The sequence below is a fragment of the Trichocoleus sp. FACHB-591 genome (genome assembly GCF_014695845.1).
Classification (GTDB): Bacteria; Cyanobacteriota; Cyanobacteriia; order FACHB-46; family FACHB-46; genus Trichocoleus.
In genome coordinates this window covers 1-22,571 of record NZ_JACJPA010000073.1, presented here as the reverse complement: position 1 = coordinate 22,571, position 22,571 = coordinate 1, and the positions used below count along the sequence as shown (strand labels likewise).

At 46.4% G+C, this 22,571-nt stretch carries 24 protein-coding genes, 1 tRNA gene and 1 pseudogene; 12 read left to right on the top strand and 14 right to left on the bottom strand.

The window, feature by feature from the left end:
- Window positions 1-135: 135 nt before the first annotated feature.
- The 3 genes and pseudogenes from H6F90_RS31130 to H6F90_RS13190 form a co-directional block, all read left to right on the top strand.
- Window positions 136-405, top strand: a pseudogene (locus H6F90_RS31130) (DUF262 domain-containing protein); the annotation flags it as partial.
- 468 nt (window positions 406-873) lie between these two features.
- Window positions 874-1,428, top strand: coding sequence for an HNH endonuclease family protein (locus H6F90_RS30670; RefSeq protein ID WP_242024459.1), 555 nt, complete (start codon window positions 874-876; stop codon window positions 1,426-1,428).
- A gap of 199 nt (window positions 1,429-1,627) precedes the next feature.
- The gene (locus H6F90_RS13190; protein ID WP_190552917.1) at window positions 1,628-2,044 is read left to right on the top strand and encodes a hypothetical protein; all 417 of its coding nucleotides are present in this window, start codon (window positions 1,628-1,630) and stop codon (window positions 2,042-2,044) included.
- Here H6F90_RS13190 and H6F90_RS13185 read toward each other — a convergent pair.
- The 3 genes from H6F90_RS13185 to H6F90_RS13175 are packed head-to-tail and all read right to left on the bottom strand — an operon-like array spanning window position 2,041 to window position 3,740.
- Window positions 2,041-2,784 (bottom strand): M48 family metallopeptidase, encoded by a 744-nt coding sequence (locus H6F90_RS13185; protein WP_190552916.1) that lies wholly within the window; start codon window positions 2,782-2,784, stop codon window positions 2,041-2,043. The two genes, H6F90_RS13190 and H6F90_RS13185, sit on opposite strands and share 4 nt — an antisense overlap.
- 57 nt (window positions 2,785-2,841) lie before the next feature.
- Complete coding sequence (locus H6F90_RS13180) at window positions 2,842-3,327, bottom strand: NUDIX hydrolase (protein WP_190552915.1); 486 nt, start codon at window positions 3,325-3,327, stop codon at window positions 2,842-2,844.
- A gap of 26 nt (window positions 3,328-3,353) precedes the next feature.
- Window positions 3,354-3,740, bottom strand: a complete 387-nt coding sequence (locus H6F90_RS13175) for a hypothetical protein (RefSeq protein WP_190552914.1) — start codon at window positions 3,738-3,740, stop codon at window positions 3,354-3,356.
- 175 nt (window positions 3,741-3,915) lie between these two features.
- On the opposite strand from H6F90_RS13175, the gene folD reads away from it, so the two are divergent.
- The 3 genes from folD (at window position 3,916) to H6F90_RS13160 (ending at window position 6,393) form a co-directional block, all read left to right on the top strand.
- Window positions 3,916-4,809: a bifunctional methylenetetrahydrofolate dehydrogenase/methenyltetrahydrofolate cyclohydrolase FolD gene (folD, locus tag H6F90_RS13170; protein WP_190552913.1), complete on the top strand. Its 894-nt coding sequence runs from the start codon at window positions 3,916-3,918 to the stop codon at window positions 4,807-4,809.
- An 89-nt stretch (window positions 4,810-4,898) separates the two neighbouring features.
- The gene (gene crtE, locus H6F90_RS13165) at window positions 4,899-5,825 is read left to right on the top strand and encodes a geranylgeranyl diphosphate synthase CrtE (protein WP_190552912.1); all 927 of its coding nucleotides are present in this window, start codon (window positions 4,899-4,901) and stop codon (window positions 5,823-5,825) included.
- Window positions 5,826-5,925: 100 nt separating this feature from the next.
- Complete coding sequence (locus H6F90_RS13160) at window positions 5,926-6,393, top strand: divergent PAP2 family protein (RefSeq protein ID WP_190438748.1); 468 nt, start codon at window positions 5,926-5,928, stop codon at window positions 6,391-6,393.
- Window positions 6,394-6,436: 43 nt separating this feature from the next.
- On the opposite strand, the gene H6F90_RS13155 is transcribed toward H6F90_RS13160, so the two are convergent.
- The 4 genes from H6F90_RS13155 to H6F90_RS13140 all read right to left on the bottom strand — a co-directional run bounded on the left by H6F90_RS13155 (window position 6,437) and on the right by H6F90_RS13140 (window position 8,799).
- Window positions 6,437-7,081 (bottom strand): hypothetical protein, encoded by a 645-nt coding sequence (locus H6F90_RS13155; protein WP_199295904.1) that lies wholly within the window; start codon window positions 7,079-7,081, stop codon window positions 6,437-6,439.
- 113 nt (window positions 7,082-7,194) lie between these two features.
- Window positions 7,195-7,524: an MgPME-cyclase complex family protein gene (locus tag H6F90_RS13150; RefSeq protein ID WP_190552910.1), complete on the bottom strand. Its 330-nt coding sequence runs from the start codon at window positions 7,522-7,524 to the stop codon at window positions 7,195-7,197.
- Between the two features lie 46 nt (window positions 7,525-7,570).
- Complete coding sequence (locus tag H6F90_RS13145; RefSeq protein WP_190552909.1) at window positions 7,571-8,293, bottom strand: pyridoxine 5'-phosphate synthase; 723 nt, start codon at window positions 8,291-8,293, stop codon at window positions 7,571-7,573.
- A 92-nt stretch (window positions 8,294-8,385) separates the two neighbouring features.
- Entirely contained in the window at window positions 8,386-8,799 is a 414-nt protein-coding gene (locus tag H6F90_RS13140; RefSeq protein WP_190552908.1) for a GFA family protein, read from the bottom strand.
- Window positions 8,800-9,060: 261 nt separating this feature from the next.
- Here H6F90_RS13140 and H6F90_RS13135 point away from each other — a divergent pair, with 261 nt between their 5' ends.
- From H6F90_RS13135 to H6F90_RS13125, 3 genes are all read left to right on the top strand, one after another.
- The gene (locus H6F90_RS13135) at window positions 9,061-10,026 is read left to right on the top strand and encodes an Hpt domain-containing protein (RefSeq protein WP_242024456.1); all 966 of its coding nucleotides are present in this window, start codon (window positions 9,061-9,063) and stop codon (window positions 10,024-10,026) included.
- A 118-nt stretch (window positions 10,027-10,144) separates the two neighbouring features.
- On the top strand, window positions 10,145-12,175 hold the full coding sequence (locus H6F90_RS13130; RefSeq protein ID WP_190552907.1) for a glycosyltransferase family 39 protein: 2,031 nt from the start codon (window positions 10,145-10,147) through the stop codon (window positions 12,173-12,175).
- A gap of 56 nt (window positions 12,176-12,231) precedes the next feature.
- Complete coding sequence (locus H6F90_RS13125; RefSeq protein ID WP_370588011.1) at window positions 12,232-13,146, top strand: NAD(P)-dependent oxidoreductase; 915 nt, start codon at window positions 12,232-12,234, stop codon at window positions 13,144-13,146.
- Between the two features lie 52 nt (window positions 13,147-13,198).
- Here H6F90_RS13125 and H6F90_RS13120 read toward each other — a convergent pair whose 3' ends face one another.
- Window positions 13,199-13,873, bottom strand: a complete 675-nt coding sequence (locus tag H6F90_RS13120; RefSeq protein ID WP_199295903.1) for an SH3 domain-containing protein — start codon at window positions 13,871-13,873, stop codon at window positions 13,199-13,201.
- 156 nt (window positions 13,874-14,029) lie between these two features.
- Here H6F90_RS13120 and H6F90_RS13115 point away from each other — a divergent pair, with 156 nt between their 5' ends.
- Both H6F90_RS13115 and H6F90_RS13110 read left to right on the top strand, forming a co-directional pair.
- Window positions 14,030-14,773 (top strand): TVP38/TMEM64 family protein, encoded by a 744-nt coding sequence (locus tag H6F90_RS13115; RefSeq protein ID WP_190552905.1) that lies wholly within the window; start codon window positions 14,030-14,032, stop codon window positions 14,771-14,773.
- Window positions 14,754-16,289: a mercuric reductase gene (locus H6F90_RS13110; RefSeq protein WP_190552904.1), complete on the top strand. Its 1,536-nt coding sequence runs from the start codon at window positions 14,754-14,756 to the stop codon at window positions 16,287-16,289. Before H6F90_RS13115 ends, H6F90_RS13110 begins: the two co-directional genes overlap by 20 nt.
- 166 nt (window positions 16,290-16,455) lie before the next feature.
- Here H6F90_RS13110 and H6F90_RS13105 read toward each other — a convergent pair whose 3' ends face one another.
- On the bottom strand, window positions 16,456-16,797 hold the full coding sequence (locus H6F90_RS13105; protein WP_190438715.1) for a hypothetical protein: 342 nt from the start codon (window positions 16,795-16,797) through the stop codon (window positions 16,456-16,458).
- Window positions 16,798-16,949: 152 nt separating this feature from the next.
- On the opposite strand from H6F90_RS13105, the gene H6F90_RS13100 reads away from it, so the two are divergent.
- Window positions 16,950-17,567, top strand: a complete 618-nt coding sequence (locus tag H6F90_RS13100) for a class I SAM-dependent methyltransferase (protein WP_190552903.1) — start codon at window positions 16,950-16,952, stop codon at window positions 17,565-17,567.
- A gap of 145 nt (window positions 17,568-17,712) precedes the next feature.
- Here H6F90_RS13100 and H6F90_RS13095 read toward each other — a convergent pair whose 3' ends face one another.
- The 5 genes from H6F90_RS13095 to glyQ all read right to left on the bottom strand — a co-directional run bounded on the left by H6F90_RS13095 (window position 17,713) and on the right by glyQ (window position 22,321).
- On the bottom strand, window positions 17,713-18,225 hold the full coding sequence (locus H6F90_RS13095; protein ID WP_190552902.1) for a hypothetical protein: 513 nt from the start codon (window positions 18,223-18,225) through the stop codon (window positions 17,713-17,715).
- Window positions 18,226-18,298: 73 nt separating this feature from the next.
- Window positions 18,299-18,383: transfer RNA gene (locus H6F90_RS13090), tRNA-Ser, on the bottom strand.
- Between the two features lie 41 nt (window positions 18,384-18,424).
- A complete protein-coding gene (locus H6F90_RS13085; RefSeq protein ID WP_199295902.1) occupies window positions 18,425-20,782 on the bottom strand; it encodes a ComEC/Rec2 family competence protein in 2,358 nt (785 codons plus the stop codon).
- A gap of 15 nt (window positions 20,783-20,797) precedes the next feature.
- Window positions 20,798-21,274: a DUF4079 domain-containing protein gene (locus tag H6F90_RS13080; protein ID WP_190552900.1), complete on the bottom strand. Its 477-nt coding sequence runs from the start codon at window positions 21,272-21,274 to the stop codon at window positions 20,798-20,800.
- A 153-nt stretch (window positions 21,275-21,427) separates the two neighbouring features.
- A complete protein-coding gene (gene glyQ / locus H6F90_RS13075; RefSeq protein ID WP_190552899.1) occupies window positions 21,428-22,321 on the bottom strand; it encodes a glycine--tRNA ligase subunit alpha in 894 nt (297 codons plus the stop codon).
- Window positions 22,322-22,571: the final 250 nt, after the last annotated feature.

Genomic DNA, 22,571 nt, shown 5'->3' with positions numbered 1-22,571 from the left:
GTAGGTGTCAATAATCTTTTGCCGTAGGTCAAGCGAGTATGCTTTCATTGCCCCTGAAACACTAATAATTCTCTACACTCTACCTGTACCTCACTAGATTGGAAAACGCTCTATAAAGTTTTACCAACTCAGGCCGACTCCAGCTTCTACCAGCAAATTGTTCAAGCCAAGGAACCCGAAAAGCGTGGGCGAATTGATGAAGCTTATCTATTCTTTCTGAATAAGCTGGAAAAGGGTGAATCAGCAGATCCTGATACTCCTCTTAACTTATCAAAACTCAAGACTGTAATCCTGGAACGTTTGACACTAGTTAGCATTACGTTAAACGATGATGACAATCCTTATTTAATTTTTGAAAGTCTAAATTATAAGGGAGCGCCACTCACACAAGCAGATTTAATTCGCAACTACTTCTTTTTACAGATACCAAAAGAAAAACATGATGAGATTTATTCTAATTCTTGGCTGCCTTTGCAAGAAGGATTTAAAGCAGTAGCAAGAGGTAGATACCTAGATGAGTTAACCTTGGCCTTCTGGCAATATCTTCGCAAAGATGGAGTTTCTCTTAAACAAAACCAAGTCTATCAGGTTTTTAAGCAAGCCTTTGAGAATAAACAACTTGATGCCTTGCAGGAACTTAAGCAGGTTCTTGAATTTGCGGACTACTACCGTCGAGTCCACTTCCCTGAAACTGAAAAAGAACCCAAACTATTTAGATGGTTCAATAGATTTAAGAGGTTAGATTTTACAACTTGCTATCCTCTACTCCTAAACCTTCACCATGACTATAAAAACAAACATATATCGCTAGGTGAGTTTGAACAAGCGCTAAGATATGTTGAATCTTATTTTGTACGTCGCCTGCTATGCGGTATGCCATCTAACGCATTGGATAAGGTTTTTAATACTTTGTATCGTGAAATAAAAGAGCGCTGGTCTGGTGACTTAGTAAGTACATTGCGTCAAGTTTTACTAGGTTTACAACGAACTCAAGTTTGGCCTGATGATGACTCATTAAGGCGCAGTATTGTTGAAGAAAGATTATATACAGATAGACGCAACGATCGAGTAAAACTCATATTGGAAAGCCTTGCTGAAAATTTATCGAAGGAGCAAATAAAAACGGAGAGTCTCTCTGTCGAGCACATAATGCCTCAAACATTGACGGATGAATGGCGGGCTATGCTTGGAGCTAATGCTAACGAGCAATATGAAAAATGGCTGCACACTCTAGGAAATCTAACTCTTACTGCCTACAATCCTGAACTCTCAAATAAGCCATTTGCGGAAAAATTAGAATACCTGAGTGAGAAGAGTAGCTTTGCTCTGAACCAATATTTTAGAAATATAAATGCTTGGAACGCATCCGAAATTCAGCGACGTGGACATAAATTAGCCGAGATTGCTGTTCAAGTTTGGCCTCGTTAGGTTGAAAGAGTTTAAGCGCGATCGCTTACTGCTTGATACGAGCCAACAAAGAAAAGTTAATTTCACTATTGCATGCTCATTAAAACTGTACTCATGAATTTTATGTTGTTTACTTGCTTTGTAATGAACAAAATAATCTCTGAGAGTGCAGTATTGCGATCGCCAACACTATATCTTTGTAAGTACGATCAAAAACTTTATGAACTACTTAATACTCACATCAATCTTAAAAAAACAAACTTATATTAGTCAATTCAGAACCTCTGTTGCTGCTCTTATTCCTGTAGCTCTGTCCGTAATTGCTGCAACAGGCTTAAATATAGTCTATGCAAAACGGTACAAAAATCTTCTAGCTTATTTTGAGAATTTCCACCCTGGGATTTACGAAAGAATTCGCAGGAAACCTGACGTTGGCCCCTTTTATTCCACAGGCTATAACTACGTCAAACCTCTAGCTGAGTTGACTAAACAGCCTGAAATTCAGAACGATCCAAAAGCCAAGAAAATGCTAGCCGACTTCCTGAATTTTGACCAAAAAACCACCTGGATTGGGATAGCAATTGGGGTCATCGGCCTGCTGATGTTCTCCGTGATTAGTATTATTGCGTCGTATTAGTGTTCTACCCACGCAGGTACATAGCGCCAAATGTTGTGCAATTCAGCATCCAGTTGTTCATAGTTTGGATCTTTTGCGCCCACTAATTGCCAAAACGCAGAGGAATGGTTCATGTGGATGGTGTGGCACAGCTCATGCACAAACACATAGCGCACCACCTCTGGGGGTAGAAACAACAGCTTGTAGTTGAGGCTAATCATTTTGTTTTGGGAACAGCTAGCCCAACGAGTTTTTTGGCCTCTGACCGAAGCTTGCTCAAACGGTAACTGAACTTTGTGACTGACCGTTCGCAACCAAGGCACTAGATGAGTGCGAGCTTTGTGAGCGAGCCATTTGCACAATGCTTTGTGGCAGAGGTCTTTCTGGGTAATAGCCCCTCTCACCTGTAATTGCTGTCCTGGCTTTTCCGTTACGACGACGTGAGGATCAGTGGTGGGGACATACTCCACCCGCCAAGTCTCCGCGATCGCCTGTAACACAATCTCAGTCACTCCCTGATCAGCAGCATTGGAAGTTAAAAACTCTTGCTGCGCTTCAAATTGCCGAGCAATCTTATCAATCCATTTTTGCTTTTTCTGTAAGATTTCGGGAATGCGACGGTGATCAAATCCTTTGGGAACGACAACCTCTAGGCCGTGGTGGGGCGAGATTTTGAGGTTGACATGCTTCGCTTTATGGCTTTCTCGAACTTTATAGTTGGGTAGATTCGCCAGTTGCGGTTGAGGCGATCGCGACTTCATGAATCTTTAGAACTATGTGGCTCTAGAAACTGTAGCAGAACTGAAGCAAGAGCGTTGCTAGGGATTGCACGGATGTGACAGGAAATCGAGCAAAATTTTCTGGTGGGGCGGGCCAAGCGGACGGACTTGCTGAGCAATTTCAGAGTAGCGATCGCCTCGTTGAATGTCTTCGATGGTAAAGAAACCAAAATCCCAACCCTCACCCAAAACTAGAGCCTCTATCCCAACCGTTAGTGGTCCCTGAAACACATGCCGTACCACCTTATCGTCCGCATAAATGCCAAATTTTGTTAATGCGGGCGGTTGGTGGCCAATTTCTTCCAGTAATTCTCGTTGTATGGCTTCCTCTGGAGTTTCACCCGGTTCTAAGTGACCCCCAAAAAAGGCCCAGTAGCCAGGGTAGGGAATGCCAGGAATGTCATCTCGTAGTTGTAGCAAAAATTGATTGTCTCGATGCAGAATGGCGATCGCGACAGCGCGACGAGCGTCATTGACAGTTCCCGACACTGCCTGGTTTTCCGATGGGGCTGAATTAGCAGTCATGGCGATTATGAATCACGGTAGCAAGCCTATAGCTTGGTTTGCTCCTCAACATACACTTCTCCTAAATCCTGACTCCCGATGGGAATTTGTTGGTAACGGACTTTGCCCTTGACTAATACCGCTTCACCGGATTTAGGCGCTTGCTTTTGCGTCACAATCCAGATGCTGCCCGTTCGGTCTTGAATCTCGTAAGCTTGCTTTTGCACTAAAGGCACTTGCCGTACTACCTTGCCTTGGATGTGGACAACGCGATCCAGTTGTTGCTCTTGCTGCAATGCCTGAATATTTGTCACATCAACATTGGGCCTGAGGATGAGCATTCCAGCCCCTGATCGAGGCAAGGGACTGCAACCTACCACACCCGCCACGAGCAGCAAAGCACTAAGTCGAATTGCCTGGATCTTCCCTAGCATGGTCACAATACTCCTAGATGGCCGCGCGATCGCCTAACTAATGAAGTGAAATTTGAGGTGGACGATTACAGGATGAACCAAATCTGAGACACTAAGAAAGCAAATAACTCCACTGTTCTAGCATCGATACAAATGTTTGGAACAGCTTTAGACTACAGATGTTTCTTAAACTTTGATGCAATCTCACGGCGCTCAACTCATCGACGGTAAAGCTCTCGCCCAAAAAATTCAAGCAGAGCTGGCTCAACAAATTCAGTCGCTTCAGTCTCAGTATGGTCGTCCTCCAGGCTTAGCCGTACTGATGGTAGGTGACAACCCTGCTAGTGCTGCCTATGTCCGGGGCAAAGAAAAAGCTTGCACAAATGTAGGCATGGCTTCTTTTGGCCAGCATTTACCTGCGACTACGACCCAAGCAGAGCTAGAGCAAATCATTCAAGCGCTAAACCATGATGAGCGAGTGGATGGCATTCTAATTCAGTTACCCCTGCCAGAGCATTTGGATGGTGTGGCGCTGCTGAACCAACTCGACCCCGACAAAGATGCCGATGGCTTGCATCCGGTCAACTTGGGTCGCTTGGTTCGGAGTGAGCCAGGACTTCGCAGTTGCACACCTGCGGGTGTGATGGAGCTGTTGAAAGAATATCAAATTGACCCAAAAGGCAAACATGCCGTAGTAATTGGTCGCAGTATTTTGGTCGGCAAACCAATCGCGCTGATGCTACTCGAAGCCGATGCCACCGTCGCGATCGCCCACTCCAAAACGCCAGATCTCACTTCAGTGATTCGCAATGCCGATATTGTCGTCGCTGCGGTCGGTCGTCCAGAAATGATTACGGCTGACATGGTGAAACCAGGAGCCGTCGTGCTCGATGTGGGGATCAACCGCGTCACCAATGCTGAGGGCAAGAGCCGCTTAGTGGGAGATGTCCACTTTGACTCGGTTAAGACTGTTGCTAGTGCCATTACCCCCGTTCCTGGCGGGGTTGGCCCCATGACTGTAGCCATATTGTTGCAAAATACTGTGTGGAGTTATATCCAACGGCATCAAGGCGTGCAACAAGCCCCGTAGAATGTATAGAAGCTGAATGGCGCAGCCTTTGGCAATCTAACCAGTTGTGATGAAGAAAACCTGAGATGACGAGTAGGAGAGAGCTAGGGATGGTCTTGACTGATGAAACACATTTGTCCCAACCGCAATCCCCTTTTGATCTATCAGCCTATCTGAGCGAATGGCAAGTTCAGGTTGAAGCAGCACTCGACCATTCCATCGAGGTCGTTTACCCTGAAAAGATTTACGAGGCCATGCGTTACTCCCTGATGGCAGGGGGAAAGCGCTTACGCCCAATTTTATGTCTGGCAACTTGCACCTTGCTCGGCGGCACAGCAGACATGGCAATGCCTACAGCCTGCGCCTTGGAAATGGTGCATACCATGTCACTCATCCATGATGATCTCCCCGCGATGGATAACGATGATTATCGTCGGGGTAAGCTGACCAACCACAAAATCTATGGTGAAGATATTGCGATCTTGGCTGGAGACGGACTACTGGCCTATGCCTTTGAGTTTATTGCCACGCAAACCCAGAACGTACCTGCGGAACAGATTCTTAAAGTGATTGCTCGGCTAGGTCGGGCAGTAGGTGCCGCAGGATTGGTAGGGGGCCAGGTGGTGGATCTAGAGTCTGAAGGACAGCCTGATGTCTCTTTAGAAACGCTCAATTTTATTCATAACCATAAGACTGCCGCTTTATTAGAGGCATCTGTCATTTCTGGGGCTTTGTTGGCAGGAGCCGCAGAAGTAGATCTAGAACGGTTGTCTCGCTATGCCCAAAATATTGGTCTAGCCTTCCAGATCATTGACGATGTGCTGGATATCACCGCAACCCAAGAAGAGTTGGGTAAGACCGCAGGTAAAGATCTCCAAGCTCAAAAAGCCACATATCCCAGCTTTTGGGGAATTGAAGAATCTAGAAACCAAGCTCAGCGACTGGTGGAATCGGCCAAGTCAGAGTTGGCTACCTACGGCGCAAAAGCCCAACCACTGATGGCGATCGCAGACTTTATCACTGCTCGTACCCATTAAGCCTCTTGTTGCCGTATTTTGGATTTTAGATTTTCTAGCGCTAAATCTGAAATCCAACATCCAAAATCTGATCGACGTTCTCTAACCCAAGCAAACCAACATGCAGGACTTTGCCGACATCCTAGACAACCGGGTGCTGATCGTTGCGCTTGTGTCTTGTCTTGTAGCTCAGGTCTTAAAAGTAATCGTTGAACTTGCCAAAAATCGCAAGTTAAATATTCGCGCTCTTGTAGAGACGGGTGGTATGCCTAGTGCCCACTCTGCTCTAGTTTCAGCTCTGGCAACTGGCGTAGGCCAAATCGTAGGCTGGGCTACACCAGAGTTTGCGATCGCCTTTATCTTCGCCATTATTGTGATGTACGACGCGGCTGGTGTGCGCCAAGCTGCGGGTAAACAAGCGCGGATTTTGAATCAAATTATTGATGAAGTTCTACACGAACAATACGAGTTTACAGAAGCCCGCTTGAAAGAGTTGTTAGGCCATACCCCTGTGCAAGTTTTCGTGGGTTCGGCGCTGGGCGTCGCGATTTCTTGGTTTGCCGTACCGATGTTAGGGCGAGGCGTATAGGAGTTGGGTGTGAGCGCATAGTTCAGTCGCTCGCTACCCTGACCTATTCCGCTGAAATCATAACTGTAGGTTTGAGCAAGACAACCCGACGGCTATCTACCAACATGACCCAAAAACCGCGATCGCTCAAAGTTTGCAACGTAGCGTTCGCAGCCGATTGGTTGATAGTATAGCCTGCTAATAAATAAGGTTTTTGCCCATAAGAAACCAAGCCTACGTCCTGGCTCAACAGCTGTCGGACTTGAGCAGCAATTTCCGGTTGATCGAAATAATCAACTAAAACTGCATAACCTGTCCCTAAGGGTCGGGGACTGTAAGCTGAATTATTGGGATTTGGATTTGCTAAATTCGGACTTGTTGGCTGTGGTTGAATTTCAGGTGCTGGAGGTCTTGTTGCTTGAGCTTCAGCAGGACGGGCGACAGTCGCATCGAAGCCGTTTACTTCCTTAAGATACTGTGCCCAAGCATTAGCAATGCCCAAGCTACTAAACCCACTCACACGAGTGACCACTTGGTTCTGGTAATTGCAAACTGTCAAATCAGCTGTAGCAGGCAAAACTCGCTTCAACTGGGTTTGTTTGTCTGCCGCAGAGCCAGGCACTAAGAGAAGATACTCTGTGGCATTAGGGGGTTGGCATGCTGAGTAGCGAGTCTGAGCGATCGCACTGCCTCCAACCACTACTTCCATAGCAGCTAGCAGGATCGAAAGCAGTAAAACAGAGGGACATCGCTTCATCAGTATAAAAACCTCAAGCATGCCTAGTAGAGAAACGGGACAACAATTCCGTTGTTGAGTGGAGTTTAGGATACCGATGCCAAAGAAGCAAGCGGGTCAGGAATAGAGGTGCTAGGAGACTGAAACTCTCCTGTCAAAACAAACTCTAAACGCAGCTTGAGCCAAGTGATGAACTGAGGATTCGTAGAAATCACCGCAACCGGAGACTGGGGGCACTTCGCCTTCACCGGTGCCAGCTCTGGAGCTTCCAGAAATGCAGGTTGTTTCACCAACCAAAAATCAATTTCCTTTTCTTGTTCGCGATAATAGCGATGCCGCTCTTCTAGAACTTCATGAAAGGGTTCTTCTTCGAATAAAAAACGCTGGCTAGCGACGAGGTAATAGTAGGTTTGCATCTCGAATAATTCCCGTTCTTAAATTACTTAGCTGAAAATTGTTGGCCTATAGCTCTCCGCGCATGGCCTGCTTCATCTCCCGCACGGCTCGCTCCAGCCCTACGAGTGCCGCTCGACTGATAATGGTGTGCCCAATGTTGAGTTCTTCCATTCCCTCTAGACAAGCTACTGGGTAGACATTCCAGTAGGTGAGGCCATGCCCAGCATTCACCCGCAGCCCTGCGGCGATCGCCTGCCGACACCCTTCTGCCAGAATCTCTAGCTCTTTGGCTCGACTCACTTCATCATGAGCTTCTGCATAACGGCCTGTATGCAACTCAATAAATTTGGCACCAACGGCTGCGGAAGCTTGAATTTGAGCAGGATCAGCATCAATGAATAAGCTCACTGGAATTCCAGCATTTTGTAACTGGGCTACCACTTGCTCCATGCGCTCCTGCTGGCCTGCGATCTCCAAGCCACCCTCCGTCGTCACCTCTTCTCGCCGTTCCGGAACTAAGGTCACATAGTCGGGCTTGATGTCGAGGGCGATCGCCACCATTTCATCGGTTGCCGCCATTTCCAGATTCAAGTGAGTGCGTACAGTCTGTCGCAACAGCCGCACATCTCGATCTTGAATGTGCCGTCGATCTTCGCGCAAGTGAACGGTAATGCCATCAGCCCCAGCTAACTCTGCTAAAACAGCCGCCGGCACCGGATCTGGCTCCACCGTCCGACGCGCTTGTCGAATCGTGGCAATGTGGTCAATGTTAACGCCAAGCGTAGGCAAACTAACCCTCTCCTCTGCCCAGAACTTCCGTTCTTTATCTTACCTGAAAGGCTGGAAGGCTTACGCTAGCAATCGAGCTTAACAAATGTAGGTTAACGACCAGAAATGTTCGTGTCTGAGTTTAACTCTGAGTGCAGCTGGTCAATATTTTCCTCCCACTGGCTGCCATTGAACGGTGTAATTTGAAACTTTGCCAACACATCACCGTCAAGACAGCGTACATTCACATCAAAATCGTTGGGATGAGAGCGAGGCCGATAAAAGGCATGAATCCCGCAGGTACTGCAGAACAGATGTTTGGCTGTGCCCGTATTAAAGGTATAAGTTGTTAGTGCCTCAGAGCCAGCTAGCAACGTAAAGTCTTCCGGAGGCACAATCAAATGGAGAAATCCTTTTTTGCGACAAATTGAGCAGTTACAGTCAACAGCTTCATGCCGAGCGACCTTGACCTGGAAGCGAACTGCCCCACAATGGCAACCACCTGCGTAAGTACTAGGTTCCTGCATTGTCAAATTTGACCTGTATAAAATACGGAGAACTGGAATCTCTTATCCTATTCTCTATACAAAGTTCGGTATTGGCACCAAGCCGATTGGTTACGTTTCCCAGCTATTTTGATAACAGATTGAGCGGCAATTGATCTGAGGTGCGGTTCGGCAAGAATCGTGACTCTAGTAGTTCAGCCTTTGAGCTGGGCCGAGGATCAGTTTGCCGATTTTTCGTTGGGATCTAGCAGGGATAAAATCGTCACATTGAGGGACTCTGCCATGCAAATGGAGAAGCAAAAGCAGCAGCAAATCTTAGGTTACTTCATTGAAGAGGCAAAAGAACACCTCGAAACTCTGGAAAGCGGGCTGCTGGATTTACGCTCTACAGTGGCAGATTCAGAGCGATTGAATGAGCTATTTCGCGCAGCCCACTCCATCAAAGGGGGGGCAGCAATGCTAGGCTTCACCAGCATTCACAAAATAGGCCATCGCCTAGAAGACTCTTTTAAGTTATTACAAGAGCACCCCCTCACCGTTGATCAACAACTAGAATCGTTTTTCCTTAAAGGTTTTGATGCTTTAAAGGAATTAGTTGATTGCCTTCAAGGGCCATTTGGTCTGAGAGATGAAGATGCCGACCAGATTTTGCAAGAGTCAGAACCCGCGTTTAGCGAGCTACAAGACTATCTAAATCGCCTTATTGGTGTGGGCAGCAAATCGACTGTTGCAGCTGCTCAGTCTGCCAAACCTAAAGCTTCTGCTCAACCTCAGGCTCAATCTGCAAATTCAGCCAATAATTTGACTGCACAGGTTACAGTAGGCCTGAAGCAGATGCTGCAATTGTTTAAGCAAAAAGAATCAGCTGCTAGCCGCCAACAGTTACAAGCTTTGTGTGCTCGCTTGTTGCAATTGGGCAAAGGAATTAATGCTTGGCAGAACTTAGTCAAAACGGCTCAAGCCGCGATCGCCAATCCTAAGAACTCCTATCAAGTTCTAGCGCCTCTAGTAATTAAGGAGCTAAAAGAAGCGAGTGCTTTGGTCCAGACAGGCAGAGCAGATGAAGTAGCACCTAGTCAACAGCTACGTCGTCTTGCCGCAGTGCCAGAACCTGTGCGCTATATTCCTGAATCTACTGCCCCAGCTATGTTTATGGAACCCAGACTTACTGCTAAAGCTCTAATTCAGGCTTTCAATAAACAGCAACTGACTGAGATTGCTGAGCTACTGCTTAAAGCTGCTAAGTAGTAAAAATTAACCACTCAAAATGCATATTAAACCTCTTGAGCGATCGCTTAGGGGGTTTTTTAATATCAGTCATCGATATACTATAAGCGAAAATAGCCACTGTTATTGATGAGCTAAAATGTTGATTTTGCTACTTGTATTCAATTTTTTAAGTACAATTTTTATTTTTATTTCTCTTGAGCCTGGTCGGCGTCTAGGTTTAAGAGATGCATTCATTAAATCATCTATCATTTACGGAATATTAATTGTAGTTTTGACTGAGGTTTTAAGCTTTAAACACTCTCTAGAAACTAGCTTTGTTGCCAGCTTTTGGAGCTTACTTTTAACTTTAAACACTGCGTTAGTGGGTTTGAAGTTTAAGCGGCGATCGCTACAGCCGCTTAAACTTCAAAATCTAAATTGGCGATTTTTCGATTGTGATAACTTAATTTCTATTTTTACGGTGTTCAGTGTTCTTGGCCTTACATTAGCTACTGCTCTGATTGCGGCACCTAATAATTGGGATGCTATGACTTACCACTTACCACGAGTTATGCATTGGCTGCAAAATCAAACAGTTGCTTACTATCCAACCAATAACGTACGTCAAATTTCTTTGCCTCCCGGGACGGGATACTTGGTTGCTCAACTACAAATATTAGCTCGTAGCGATCGCTTCGCTAGCTGTGTTCAATGGTTAGCATTTCTAGGAATTATAGGAGGTACTTCTCTGGTTGCTGAGAAATTAACTCATGATGCTGCCAAATGGCTCACTATGTTGGTTTGTGCCAGTCTGCCAATGGCTATTATGCAGGCTACCACCCCCCAAACTGATTTAACTCTTACTTATTGGCTGGTTTGCTTGGTCTACTTTATTTTTAGAACAAAAGATTATAAAGCGCATGACTATTTTTGGATTTCTGCATCTTTGGGATTAAGCATTCTGGCTAAGCCAACAGCCTTTGTATTTGGTTTTCCTCTAATAGCTATTCTTTTGGTTCGCAACTTAGCTTATAAGACTTTAAAGTATCCTACTACGCTTAAAAAATCAATTAGTCAGTTTGGGTCAACTGCTTTAAATTTCATTTTAATTTCCGTAGCTAGCCTAGGCTTATCACTGCCTAGTTACTGGAGAAATTACTTGCTATTTGATAGCTGGATGGGGCCAGAATTTGGAACTAGGAACGAGGTATTAGGTGTGCCTCAAATTCTTTCTAATATCCTAAAATATTTAGCCATCAACTTGCCAATTCCAGGATTTTGGCAGTTAATTGCTTTCATTCATCAGAGTGTTTTGCAAGTTGATGTTGACGACCCAATGCTTAACTATTCTCCTACTCCTCTAGCTGGGGATGTGTCACAACTTCCTTTGGCATTGCTTAAGATTTTAGCTCCACATGAAGATTATGTTGGTAATCCTATCCATCTTCTATTAATAGTTTTAGGTTGGATTATCTTAATTTTTGGCTGCAAAAACCTAAGTCGAGGCACCAAAAGTCTAGATTTATTGATGTTGTTGATTGCTAATTTAGTTAGTTTTTTAAGTTTCTGCTTGCTATTGAAATGGCAGGTTTGGGGCAATCGCTTACTTTTACCTTTGTTTGTATTGAATGTTCCTTTAATTGCTTATTGTCTACATCGCATCGCACCCTTGAAGCTGCGTAGAGCATTCTTAGTACTTTTAGCATTCATGGCGATCCTATATGCCCTTACGCCTATGAGACATCCTCTCTTGGCTTTGCCTAATCGTTCCGATGAACAATCTGCTTCAATTCTGACTTTGTCACGTTCAGAAGCTTACTTCAGCGGAGCACGTAAGGAATTGCAAGCCCCCTACAGAGCAGCGATCGCCTTAATCCAGCAACATCAATGTCGTTCGGTTGGCTTGGCTTTAGGGGGTGATGACTGGGAATATCCCTTATGGGTACTAATGGATGAGCAAAGCTCATCTAGCTTTCAAATGAAATCTGTTGGAGTCAAAAACGAGTCTCGTCTAGCGCCACCGGAGTTTCCAGACGAACAACTTTGTGCCGTGCTGTCTACTATTCCAACTTATCAACCCCAAAATTTAGGTGCTCAGAACTTAGCTTGGCAGGAGCAAGTCATTTCTGAAACTCCTTTTGTGAAAGTTTTTGTTTCAAATGTAGAGAAGCAAAATTCACTCAGTTGATTAGGCTATAGAGAAATTAGCCGACAGATGACAGGGAGCGATCGCTAGTCAGTAGTATTAATGGGGAATCAGAACGACGATCGCTGAACAAGTGGAGGAATGCAGTGGTAACAGTCGGGTTTATTGGCACAGGCTTGATGGGTTTGCCGATGGCAGAGCGGCTGTTGGCTGCTGATCTGTCGGTCATTGTTTATAACCGTACTCCAGAGAAACTAGAGCCGTTACAACAGGCTGGAGCTTCGATCGCTCAGTCCCCAGTAGAGGTATTGCAACAAGCAGATTGTGTGTTGCTGATGTTGACAGATGCTCCTGCAATCCAGGCTGTGGTTTTATCACCAGAAACACGCTTAGCCTTGGCAGGACGTACCATCATTCAAATGGGCACGATCGCCCCGACGGAGAGTTGTGCGATCGCGGTAGAAGTTGAGGCGGCGGGAGGCAGCTATCTGGAAGCACCTGTGCTGGGCAGCATTCTAGAGGCGCAGGCAGGTAAATTGATCATCATGGTGGGAAGTTCACCAGAGCTGTTCCAACGTTGGCTGAGTCTCTTGCAACACCTAGGGCCAGAGCCGCAGTTGATCGGCGAGGTGGGAAGTGCAGCGGCTCTCAAGTTAGCGCTCAATCAATTAATTGGCTCGTTGACTACGGCTTTTGCCTTGAGTCTAGGCTTTGTGATGCGGCAAGGCGTGGATGTGGAAACTTTCATGAACATTTTGCGGGATAGTGCTTTGTACGCACCGACATTCGACAAGAAGTTACCCCGCATGGTGGAGCGTAATTACACCAATCCCAATTTCCCCACGAAGCATTTGCTGAAAGATATGAATTTGTTCTTAGGAGCAGCTCAGTTAGCAGGATTAAATGTCAGCAGTTTGGCAGGAGTCCAAACAATTTTAGAGATTGCTCAGAAGATGAGTTTAGCCGAAGCAGACTACTCAGCTTTATTCTCTGCGGTCAATCCTCAGGAGTAAACGAGGCAACTGTGGCGATCGCTTCTCATCTTTTCATTAATAATATCGCCCACTACCTCCGCCATCGGTCAAACTGATCTTCTGAACAGCCGTTGATATATGCATTGGAAACCCAGCCATTGATCGGGCGTACCCGTTCGGTGGCTGGGTCTTCAACTCCTGCCAGCTTGACCCAGTTGCCCCGCCGATTCAGTGCCCTGACTACACGACCGCGATTGAGCTGGGTCAGCACGGAATAGGTGGTGCTAGGGCCACTCCGAATATTGACAGAATTACTAGTAATGAATGAGCAAACTCCTTGACTCGGGGTACTTACGTCAGTTCGAGCTAAATATCTAGTTACTCTCTCTTCAACCCGTTTCCCATTGGGAAATTCAACTGCTAGCACGGGGTTAGGAATTCGGGAGGTGGGAATTTGCAAAATATAGGTGTAGTCGTCGTTTCTAAACTCGAAATAGCGCAATTGCCGAGGATCATAATTAACTGCTTCTAGGTTCAACCCTGGGCCACCATTTCTCGTACGGCTACGGTAGAAGCGCGGAGCAGTGGGATCATCCTCTGCACCACAAATGTAAACCAGATAGTTTTTGGTTTCTGCGTAGGCTAGGGCTCCACCCGTTCCACGACCACAGGTAACATCCCCTTCAATTTCGCTTAAATTACCAACTTTTAATTGTGCGCTCGCAGGCTGGCTGGAAAATCCAAAAGTGAGAATTGTAAAAGACAATGCAACTGATAAAGCCTTAAATTGTTTATGACCTAACATAGATCGGAAGATATGTGAGGATGATTTTTCATCCAATCCTATCAGGCTTGACCTCAAGCATTGCGGGAATAAAATCTATCTTTAACATCTGCTCAGCTTCTTTAAAGTAAATAAATTATGAGTCGAGAGCTGCTGAGGAAACGATTGGTTCTAGGGTTCAAATTTGCTGGTGTGCTGATTGTAGTAGCTGTTCTTTTAAGAGCAATTAAATACTTGAATTTGTCAGCTTCATTGGCAATAGCTCTAGAGAAAATTCAGAGTTTAGGTGTTTGGGCACCGATCGCCTTTATCTGCATTTATATTTTTGCAGCTCTGTGTTTGATTCCAGGCTCTTTACTCACGCTAGGAGCAGGGGTGTTATTTGGGGTCGTTTTTGGCTCCATCTATGCCTTTGTAGGAGCCACGCTGGGAGCGATCGCTGCTTTCCTAGTCGGCAGATATTTAGCGAGAGGATGGGTAGCTCAGCAGATTGAAGGTCATGCCAAATTTAACGCCGTAGATCAAGCAGTGGCACGGGAAGGGCTCAAAATTGTGCTGTTGACTCGACTCTCTCCTGCCTTCCCATTTGTATTGTTGAACTATGTTTTTGGCATTACGCAAGTCTCTCTTCGAGATTATGGATTGGGCTGCTTGGGCATGCTGCCACCCACTATTATGTATGTTTACATTGGTTCCCTGTTGGGTGATTTGGCAACCTTAACCACCGGGAATATGGGGCGATCGCGCTCCCCAGCGGAATTGGTCTTCTACAGTGTGGGCTTAGTTGCCACTGTAGTTGTCACCATTTACGTCACTCAAGTTGCCCAAAAAGCTTTAGACGGAATTTCTGAAGGAGGAACTGATGTCTCAGCCAAGCGTTGAGTCGGTAAAAGTGCTGCCGATAGATGAGTATAACGAAGCTTTAGTGAATCAGGTACGGCCTGACCATTGGACTAATCCGCAACCGGCTGCTTGCTACAACTTAGTGGTCATTGGGGGAGGAACGGCAGGGCTAGTGACAGCCGCTGGAGCGGCAGGCTTAGGAGCAAAAGTTGCACTGGTAGAAAAGCACTTGTTGGGGGGCGATTGCCTCAATGTGGGCTGCGTTCCCTCGAAGTGTATGATTCGCTCTGCTCGGGCAGTTGCTGACTTGAAAGCGGCAGGACAGCATGGCAGTCAGATACCAGAAAATCTGGAAGTTGATTTTGCTACCGTGATGGAGCGGTTGCGACGAGTGCGGGCCGAGATTAGCCACCATGATTCAGCTCAACGCTTTCAACAGCTAGGAGTTGATGTTTTCTATGGCACCGCTAAGTTTACCAGCTCCAATACAGCGGAAGTAGCAGGTCAAACGCTGCGGTTTAAACAAGCTGTGATTGCTACAGGAACTCGTGCCGTTGAGCCTGCGATCCCAGGATTGGCAGAGGCAGGCTACTTGACCAACGAAACTGTTTTTCACTTAACTCAGCGTCCGCAACGGTTGGCAGTTGTCGGAGGTGGACCTATCGGTTGTGAGCTAGCCCAGGCATTTCAGCGGCTAGGGTCTGAAGTGGTGGTGTTGCACAAGAACGCTCACCTCCTCGATCGCGAAGATGCAGATGCGGCTGAGATAATTCAACAAACTTTCATCAGCGAAGGCATTCAATTATTGTTGTCAGCTCAAATTCAGCGAGTTGAAGTGAGCAGTGCAGGTAAAGTCGTTTATTACGAGAGCAATGGCCAACCTGACTCAATCGTTGTAGATGAAATTTTGGTAGGGGCGGGCCGAGTTCCTAGGGTCGAAGGCTTAGATTTGGAACGGGTAGGCGTGAAGTATGACAAAACTCAAGGGGTGTGGGTGAATGACCGCCTACAAACCACCAATCCTCGCATTTATGCAGCGGGTGATATTTGTATGGATTGGAAGTTTACTCATGCTGCTGATGCGGCGGCTCGCATCGTGATTCAGAATGCTCTGTTTCTAGGACGTAAAAAACTGAGCTCGCTCACCATGCCTTGGGTGACTTATACCGATCCAGAGGTGGCTCATGTTGGTTTGCATGAGCCACAGGCTGAAGCCCAAGGTATCAACCTAGATACTTACTTGGTTCCTTTAGAGGAAATTGATCGCGCGATCATAGATGGAGAAACAGCTGGATTTGCCAAGATCCATGTCAAGCAAGGAACTGACAAAATTGTGGGTGCAACGATTGTGGCTCGCCATGCCGGGGAGATGATCAGTGAAGTAACCTTGGCGATGGTAGGAAATTTAGGATTAGGGGCGATCTCCAATACCATCCATCCTTATCCCACTCAAGCAGAAGTAATTCGCAAAGCTGCAGATGCGTACAACCGCACCCGTCTAACTCCTACCATCCAAAAATTGTTCTCGACCTGGCTCGCTTGGCGACGCTCATAAACTCCCAAAAAATTTAGGGCGCAACATCTTACGCCCTAAAAGTGTTTAGCAATCTCTGATTAATTGAAGTCAGAATTTTATCTCTGAAGCTCTGGTTACAGGAGCAAGCCTTAGAGTTAATCTTCTAGGTAACAGGTGCTTAGCAAGTAGCGTTAAACTCGCTCAACTACTGCTTAGCAGCGTCTGTCTTGGCAGCATCGTCACTTGCAGCAGAAGCATCTTTAGCAGCGTCTTTGGCAGTGTCAGCAGCTTTGTCAGCATCCTTAGCAGCATCAGCCGCCTTATCAGCCGCCTTGGAAGCATCTTCAGCCGCTTTTTCAGCTTCAGCAGGCTTAGCAGTGCTATCAGCCGCACCAGCAGCGGGGCTGGCTTCGGTTACCGCAGGGCTAGCTTCAGTTGCGGTGCCACCATTGGTAGGAGTGGTGCTGGTGTCTGAGGAGCAGCCAACAAGAGCACCGAAGCTCAGGGTTGCAACAGCGGCCAAAGTGGTTAGGTAATTAGCTTTCATGAAACTCTCCAACTAGTCAGGACAAAAGTGCGATCGCCCCAGACAAGACTGGGCTTATTTGTGTATTAAGACCTATCAGACTGAGTTTTTGCTGAGAAACAGTTTGGTATCTGTTAAGAAAAAGAAAAGTGCAGGAAATTGAGGAGATTAATATGCGGTTTTACTCACAAGTGATTTTTCCACGACTCCTAGATTGGGGTATGTCTCACCCCGCTTTGGCACAGTATCGGCAAGAACTATTGGCTGAAGTAGAAGGAGAAGTTTTAGAAATCGGCTTTGGCACTGGATTAAATCTGCAATACTATCCGCGCCAAATTCAGAAAATCACAACGGTGGATGTGAATCCAGGTGTTAGTACTTTGGCGCAAAAACGTATTCAAGCTACGGCGATCGCCGTAGATCATCGCCTATTAAATGGTGAGAATTTACCAATGACGGATAATACGTTTGACAGTGTGGTGAGTACCTGGACTTTATGCAGCATTGCCAAAGTAGATCAAGCTTTGCAGGAGATTTATCGGGTGCTCAAGCCATCAGGCAAGTTTTTCTTTGTTGAGCATGGATTGAGCGAAGACCCCCAAGTTCAGGTCTGGCAAAATCGCCTTACGCCTCTACAAAAAGTGATTGGAGATGGTTGCCACCTCAATCGCCAGATTCAGCAGTTGGTTGAAGCGAACCACTTCGAAATCTTGAAATTAGACAAGTTTTACGTCACTAGTCTTCCTAAAATAGGCGGTTACATGTACAAGGGAATCGCCATCAAAGGATAAGCAGGGTCATACGCAATAGTCATGAATATCAGATTCATTGCCTTGCAACTAAAAGAAACGATCGCCCCTAATTCCTGAGACAAAAATATAGGAGGGGAGCGATCGCATAGGTTAAATTAAGGCACTAGAGCATGAGTCCTATTTGCTACTGTCCGTCGCATAAAACGCTCAGATCAATTCTTTTGCCTCTAGCGTCAATTACGCGACAACTGCGATCGACCGAGTCGGCTGCTTGAGAGAGACCCGCATACCCGATATATCCTTGCGGCAAAGAGCGCATGGCTACAACTGACTCCAATCCTGCTTCAAAATCCAAACTAGTGGATGCTGAGTATTCGATTGTAGGTCCATCTACCGATACAGCAACTCCCTCACAACCAGGAAGCTCAGAAACCTTTGCTCCTGACGCTTGCCAGTCTTGCAGTTGATGACGAAATTCAATCAGTTGCTGCCGATCTTGGGATGTAATTTGAGGATTGCCGATCCGGGGTCCCATTGCCTTAATGGCTCGGTTCCAGTTATTTTGGCAGATCAAATCTTTAAGTGAGGAATCGAGCTGGGGCAGGTTGAGCGCCTGACTCTTGTCAGCAAAACTCAAGCCTTCTACGCTCAGCAAAGCGGGGGTTAACAGTGCAATCGAACTTAATTCTCTCAGCATGATCGGTACCGGAAAGTTCCAACTCTTTTTTCAGCTGATTCAGCTAGTCATCCGGTATTTCTGCTGTTGTCAACGGAGAGGGGGGGATTCGAACCCCCGTTGAGTCGCCCCAAAACAGATTTCGAGTCTGCCGCATTCAACCACTCTGCCACCTCTCCAGAGGTTTGGTCTCTATTTATTTTAGAGGGATTTACCCATTCTACAGTAGAGGAACCTCGTTTTCTGTAGATTCTAGAGTCCTAGTTAAGCCTTGGTTCGGTTGCCATTGCAAAGCTCCATCTCGCCCAGTCCAGTAAACTTCAATCTTGTTCCGGCGGAGCTGGGCCAACGTATCTGGATCAATGGAGGCAGCAGAGGCGATCGCGATTTGCGGCTTAATCACTTTTAATAAGCTATTGGTTAAGGGTTCGCCAGTCCACCAAAGTACCTGTGCTGGAGCTAATTGGCCTGACTCTACCAAAGCGTTCTGTTCACTACTCTTGAGATGGCTTAGCCAGATCCAAGGCTGGTCATACAACTTGAAGACCCAGACAGCTAAATCAGTACTGACAGGTTGTACAGCAGTAGAACCAATTTGAATCGTTTGACCTGAAGTTAAGAGCTGGGAATGCTTTTGGGCAGATAGGCTAGGGAGAACCACAGCCTTCTGGTCAGACGCTATGGCAGGTGGGCGATCGCTAGCCCTAACTTTAGAGGCGGCGCTTGTATAAAAAGCTTTAATTGGTAGCTGATCTACAATTTGAGACCAACCTTGATGATTATGTTGAGTGTCTGTAGCCACAGCCCAATCGATTTGATTAATTCCTTGCTTTTGCAGGAATGGCAACACTGTTAAACTAGCGATCGCTTCGTTGCCACTGTTCACCAAGCCAACGCGACTTTGATCTTGAACTACTAAGATGGGTTCTCCAGATGTCGCTAGGACGGTTGCCCGAAACAAGGTTGTGTAGCTATACCAGACAGGTAGCACAATTAAGCCAACAGCAATCAGACCTGCTGCCCACCAGCGACGCTGCCACCAAGTCTGTAGCCAAGCAAGACAAATCAGGCCATACAAAACAGCGAGTTGCAACGTAGAAATAGTCCCTACTGCAATGGAATTACCCGGTAATCGACTAAAGAAATCGACAATGGCGATTAGCCCATGAGTAGGGTAGTAAAGCAACCAAGCGATCGCACTTCCGGCTAAAGGCCAAACCAAGGCAGCTAAAGCACTAATAACGCCACCAATACTAATAATTGAAATCAATGGAGTCGTTAGAAAATTCACCACAATGCTGTAGGGAGAAACCAACCCAAAAGCATAAAGTTGCAAAGGTAAAGTCCATAAATAAGCAGCAATTGGCACCGCAATTAAAGTTGCGATCGCGGGAGGGAGCCAATCTAGCCGCTTAATCACAGGCGGGACAGTGACCAATAAACCTAAGGTGGCCAGCAAGCTTAATTGAAACCCTAAGTCCCAAATCCACAGCGGGTTCCATAACAGTAGAAACGTTGCTGCAACCAATAAAGAACCTAAAGGCTTGATTTTTCTTTGGGTTCCTAAAGCAACAAGAGCTGCAAATCCCATCAAAGCTGCTCGCAGTACAGCGGGTTGTAAACCTGCCAAACCTACAAATATAGCTAACGCCCCTGTCCCAGAAATTATTTGCATCCGAGCTGGAAAGCGCCGAGTTAAGACTAGAACTAATCCTAAAATGAGCGAAGTCTGAAATCCTGAAGCTGCTAGTGCATGGGCTAAACCGATTTTGGCAAACTGATCTCTAATGTCATAAGGCAAATCAACTGCCCGACTGCCCAGCACCATAGAACTGACTAGCGGTCCTTCAGGACTGCCTAGCCAGCGTACCTGTGTTTGAATGATTTTTTGACGAATCGCCCACCAGCCCCACTGAGGAATAGGTGTCCCTGGTGTCAAACTAATTTGACGACCGCTGAGACCGGCAAATCCCCCTTCTTGCGCCAGATAGGCACGAAAGTCAAACTCTCCTGGATTTTGAGCAGGCTTCGGCTCGTATAACTTACCTGTAACTGCGATCGCTTGCCCAGATCTCAGACCTGTTCCTTGTAGCAAAGGCAGCGTTACATACAGTTTGCCACTAACTGCTTGGTTGGAGTTAGCTACTTGTGCTGGAACAATTACCTGACTGACCTGAGTTGCTTTCATCCAAAACTGCGATCGCCCACTCCGAGTTAGGCGGGGTGAGCCAATGACCTTTCCTTGAACTGTCACAATCTGCTCTGAATTAACAGATGAGGAGCTAATCAGTTTGCTGACGTCGTTTGCCGCTGGGTAGGGTATACGGGCTTGAAAATATAGGCTAGCTAAAAGCCCCACTAATCCAGCAGCTATACAAACTTTAGGATTCCATTTTAGTTGCCAACTTTCTGGTAAACGTAACAAACGGGCGATCGCAGACGGGATAGCAAAACGTCGGCGAGCTAGTAAGGTCGCTACAATGCCCAGCCCCAGCAATAAATAACCGCCGCCTGGGATTGTAGTTATCAACAATCCCAGAATGTAAGCAAAACATAGGACGATACCCGCTAGGGTCATCAATCGCCTCCTGAACTAGATTGATAACCCTAACTTCAAACCTAACCCCGCATGAAGCAGCATCAGCAACAAGGCAATGCTCCCTAGGAAAGCATGAACTGTACGCAGTGACTTGTTACCACCAAAACCTGCGAGAGCAATTACACCGTTAAAAGCTAATAAGCTCAACACCAGCAAGCCAGTCCAGAAATGAGGGCTTTCAAAAATTGGTTGCTGCTGCATCACCAGTGATAGAACACCACCTGTAAAACCCAAAGCCATAAACAAAAACATCCAACCAGCAATCTTAGGATGCGCATTGCGACTTTGGTTTGCGATCGTAAAATCAGTTGCTAGTCGGCTGCGCCATCCGGTGATGCCAACAGCACTACCCATGGCAACAACTACGATGCCCATCATGGCAGGATGCCCCCAATGCACAACGGGCTCAGGAATACCCAGACTGCGGAACCAAGCAGCAATTGGTTCCAGGAATTCGCTCAATCCCGACATTTGTTTTCCTTTATGCTTCAGTAATAGCTCTAGGTCTATCACTATAGTGACAGTAGATAGCTAAGCATAGAAGTTAGCTCAACGTCGAACCTGAAGACCTCTCCGAAACAGAAAATTCTCAAATGCTAAAGACTACTTTCAATCTTTTAATACCTAGAGTGAAGACACTTTAGTCTTTTGAAATTCTAGTAGCGGAAATCCCAATGCCTCTCGCTGCTTTAAATAAAGCTGAGCTACCTGCCGTGCCAAATTGCGAATCTTTAGGATATACCGCGTACGTTCAGTAACAGAAATAACTCCCCTAGCATCCAATAAATTGAATGTGTGAGAACACTTCAAGACGTAATCGAATGCAGGCAAAACCAGCTCCTGTTGCACTAGTCGTTCTGCTTCCTGCGCATACAACTCAAACAGCGTGAACAGTAGCTCTGGGTTTGAAGCCTCGAAGTTGTAAGTCGAGTTCTCAATCTCTCCTTGGAGGTGCACATCTCCATAAGTGAGCTCATCATTCCAACGAATGTCGAAAATTGAATTTACCCCTTGGAGGTACATTGTTAACCGTTCTAAACCGTAAGTGATTTCAACGGAAACCGGGCGGCAATCAATACCACCGCACTGCTGGAAGTAAGTGAACTGTGTCACCTCCATGCCATCCAGCCAAACTTCCCAGCCAACACCCCAGGCTCCAACTGCTGCATCTTCCCAGTTATCCTCTACAAAACGGATATCATGCTCCTCTGGATGAATACCTAATGCTCTTAAAGAATCCAGATAAATTTCTTGAATGCTGTCTGGCGAGGGTTTAATCAGCACTTGATACTGATAATAATGCTGCACTCGATTTGGATTTTCTCCATAGCGCCCATCTCCAGGCCGACGACAGGGCTCAACATAAGCAACTGACCAAGGCTCTGGTCCAATAGCCCGCAAAAAGGTATGCGGGCTTTTAGTTCCAGCGCCTTTTTCTGTGTCGTAGGGCTGGACAATCAAGCAACCACGATCGCTCCAAAACTGATGCAGAGTAGCAATAACCGACTGAAAATTCACAAACTCCCCCTTCTGCGCAAGCACGATGCATTCTGGCATCTCTTCTGTACTATTGTCACGCAAACCTCGACACAGAGAGCCTTTGAAATTTTCCCAAAAAACTTTCCCTCCAACCCCTTGACAGTCTGGCCTTGTTCTCGTTATATTGGCTAAGCGGTCGAGAGAGAAGGGGCGCGGAAGCGCACCGAATCAGTCGGCCCCCGCACCTAGAAAAGAGAATAGTTTGAAAGCCAAGATAGCACCCAATCCT

Coding starts and splice junctions, on each gene's coding strand:
- H6F90_RS30670 (WP_242024459.1), top strand. CDS start 874: ATGCCATCTAACGCATTGGATAAGGTTTTTAATACTTTGTATCGTGAA.
- H6F90_RS13080 (WP_190552900.1), bottom strand. CDS start 21,274: ATGTCGGGATTGAGCGAATTCCTGGAACCAATTGCTGCTTGGTTCCGC.
- H6F90_RS13140 (WP_190552908.1), bottom strand. CDS start 8,799: ATGCAGGAACCTAGTACTTACGCAGGTGGTTGCCATTGTGGGGCAGTT.
- H6F90_RS13190 (WP_190552917.1), top strand. CDS start 1,628: ATGAACTACTTAATACTCACATCAATCTTAAAAAAACAAACTTATATT.
- H6F90_RS13130 (WP_190552907.1), top strand. CDS start 10,145: ATGTTGATTTTGCTACTTGTATTCAATTTTTTAAGTACAATTTTTATT.
- H6F90_RS13095 (WP_190552902.1), bottom strand. CDS start 18,225: ATGCTGAGAGAATTAAGTTCGATTGCACTGTTAACCCCCGCTTTGCTG.
- H6F90_RS13105 (WP_190438715.1), bottom strand. CDS start 16,797: ATGAAAGCTAATTACCTAACCACTTTGGCCGCTGTTGCAACCCTGAGC.
- H6F90_RS13155 (WP_199295904.1), bottom strand. CDS start 7,081: ATGGAAGTAGTGGTTGGAGGCAGTGCGATCGCTCAGACTCGCTACTCA.
- H6F90_RS13110 (WP_190552904.1), top strand. CDS start 14,754: ATGTCTCAGCCAAGCGTTGAGTCGGTAAAAGTGCTGCCGATAGATGAG.
- H6F90_RS13085 (WP_199295902.1), bottom strand. CDS start 20,782: ATGACCCTAGCGGGTATCGTCCTATGTTTTGCTTACATTCTGGGATTG.
- folD (WP_190552913.1), top strand. CDS start 3,916: ATGCAATCTCACGGCGCTCAACTCATCGACGGTAAAGCTCTCGCCCAA.
- H6F90_RS13180 (WP_190552915.1), bottom strand. CDS start 3,327: ATGACTGCTAATTCAGCCCCATCGGAAAACCAGGCAGTGTCGGGAACT.
- H6F90_RS13100 (WP_190552903.1), top strand. CDS start 16,950: ATGCGGTTTTACTCACAAGTGATTTTTCCACGACTCCTAGATTGGGGT.
- crtE (WP_190552912.1), top strand. CDS start 4,899: ATGGTCTTGACTGATGAAACACATTTGTCCCAACCGCAATCCCCTTTT.
- H6F90_RS13160 (WP_190438748.1), top strand. CDS start 5,926: ATGCAGGACTTTGCCGACATCCTAGACAACCGGGTGCTGATCGTTGCG.
- H6F90_RS13135 (WP_242024456.1), top strand. CDS start 9,061: ATGCAAATGGAGAAGCAAAAGCAGCAGCAAATCTTAGGTTACTTCATT.
- H6F90_RS13150 (WP_190552910.1), bottom strand. CDS start 7,524: ATGCAAACCTACTATTACCTCGTCGCTAGCCAGCGTTTTTTATTCGAA.
- H6F90_RS13185 (WP_190552916.1), bottom strand. CDS start 2,784: ATGAAGTCGCGATCGCCTCAACCGCAACTGGCGAATCTACCCAACTAT.
- H6F90_RS13115 (WP_190552905.1), top strand. CDS start 14,030: ATGAGTCGAGAGCTGCTGAGGAAACGATTGGTTCTAGGGTTCAAATTT.
- H6F90_RS13175 (WP_190552914.1), bottom strand. CDS start 3,740: ATGCTAGGGAAGATCCAGGCAATTCGACTTAGTGCTTTGCTGCTCGTG.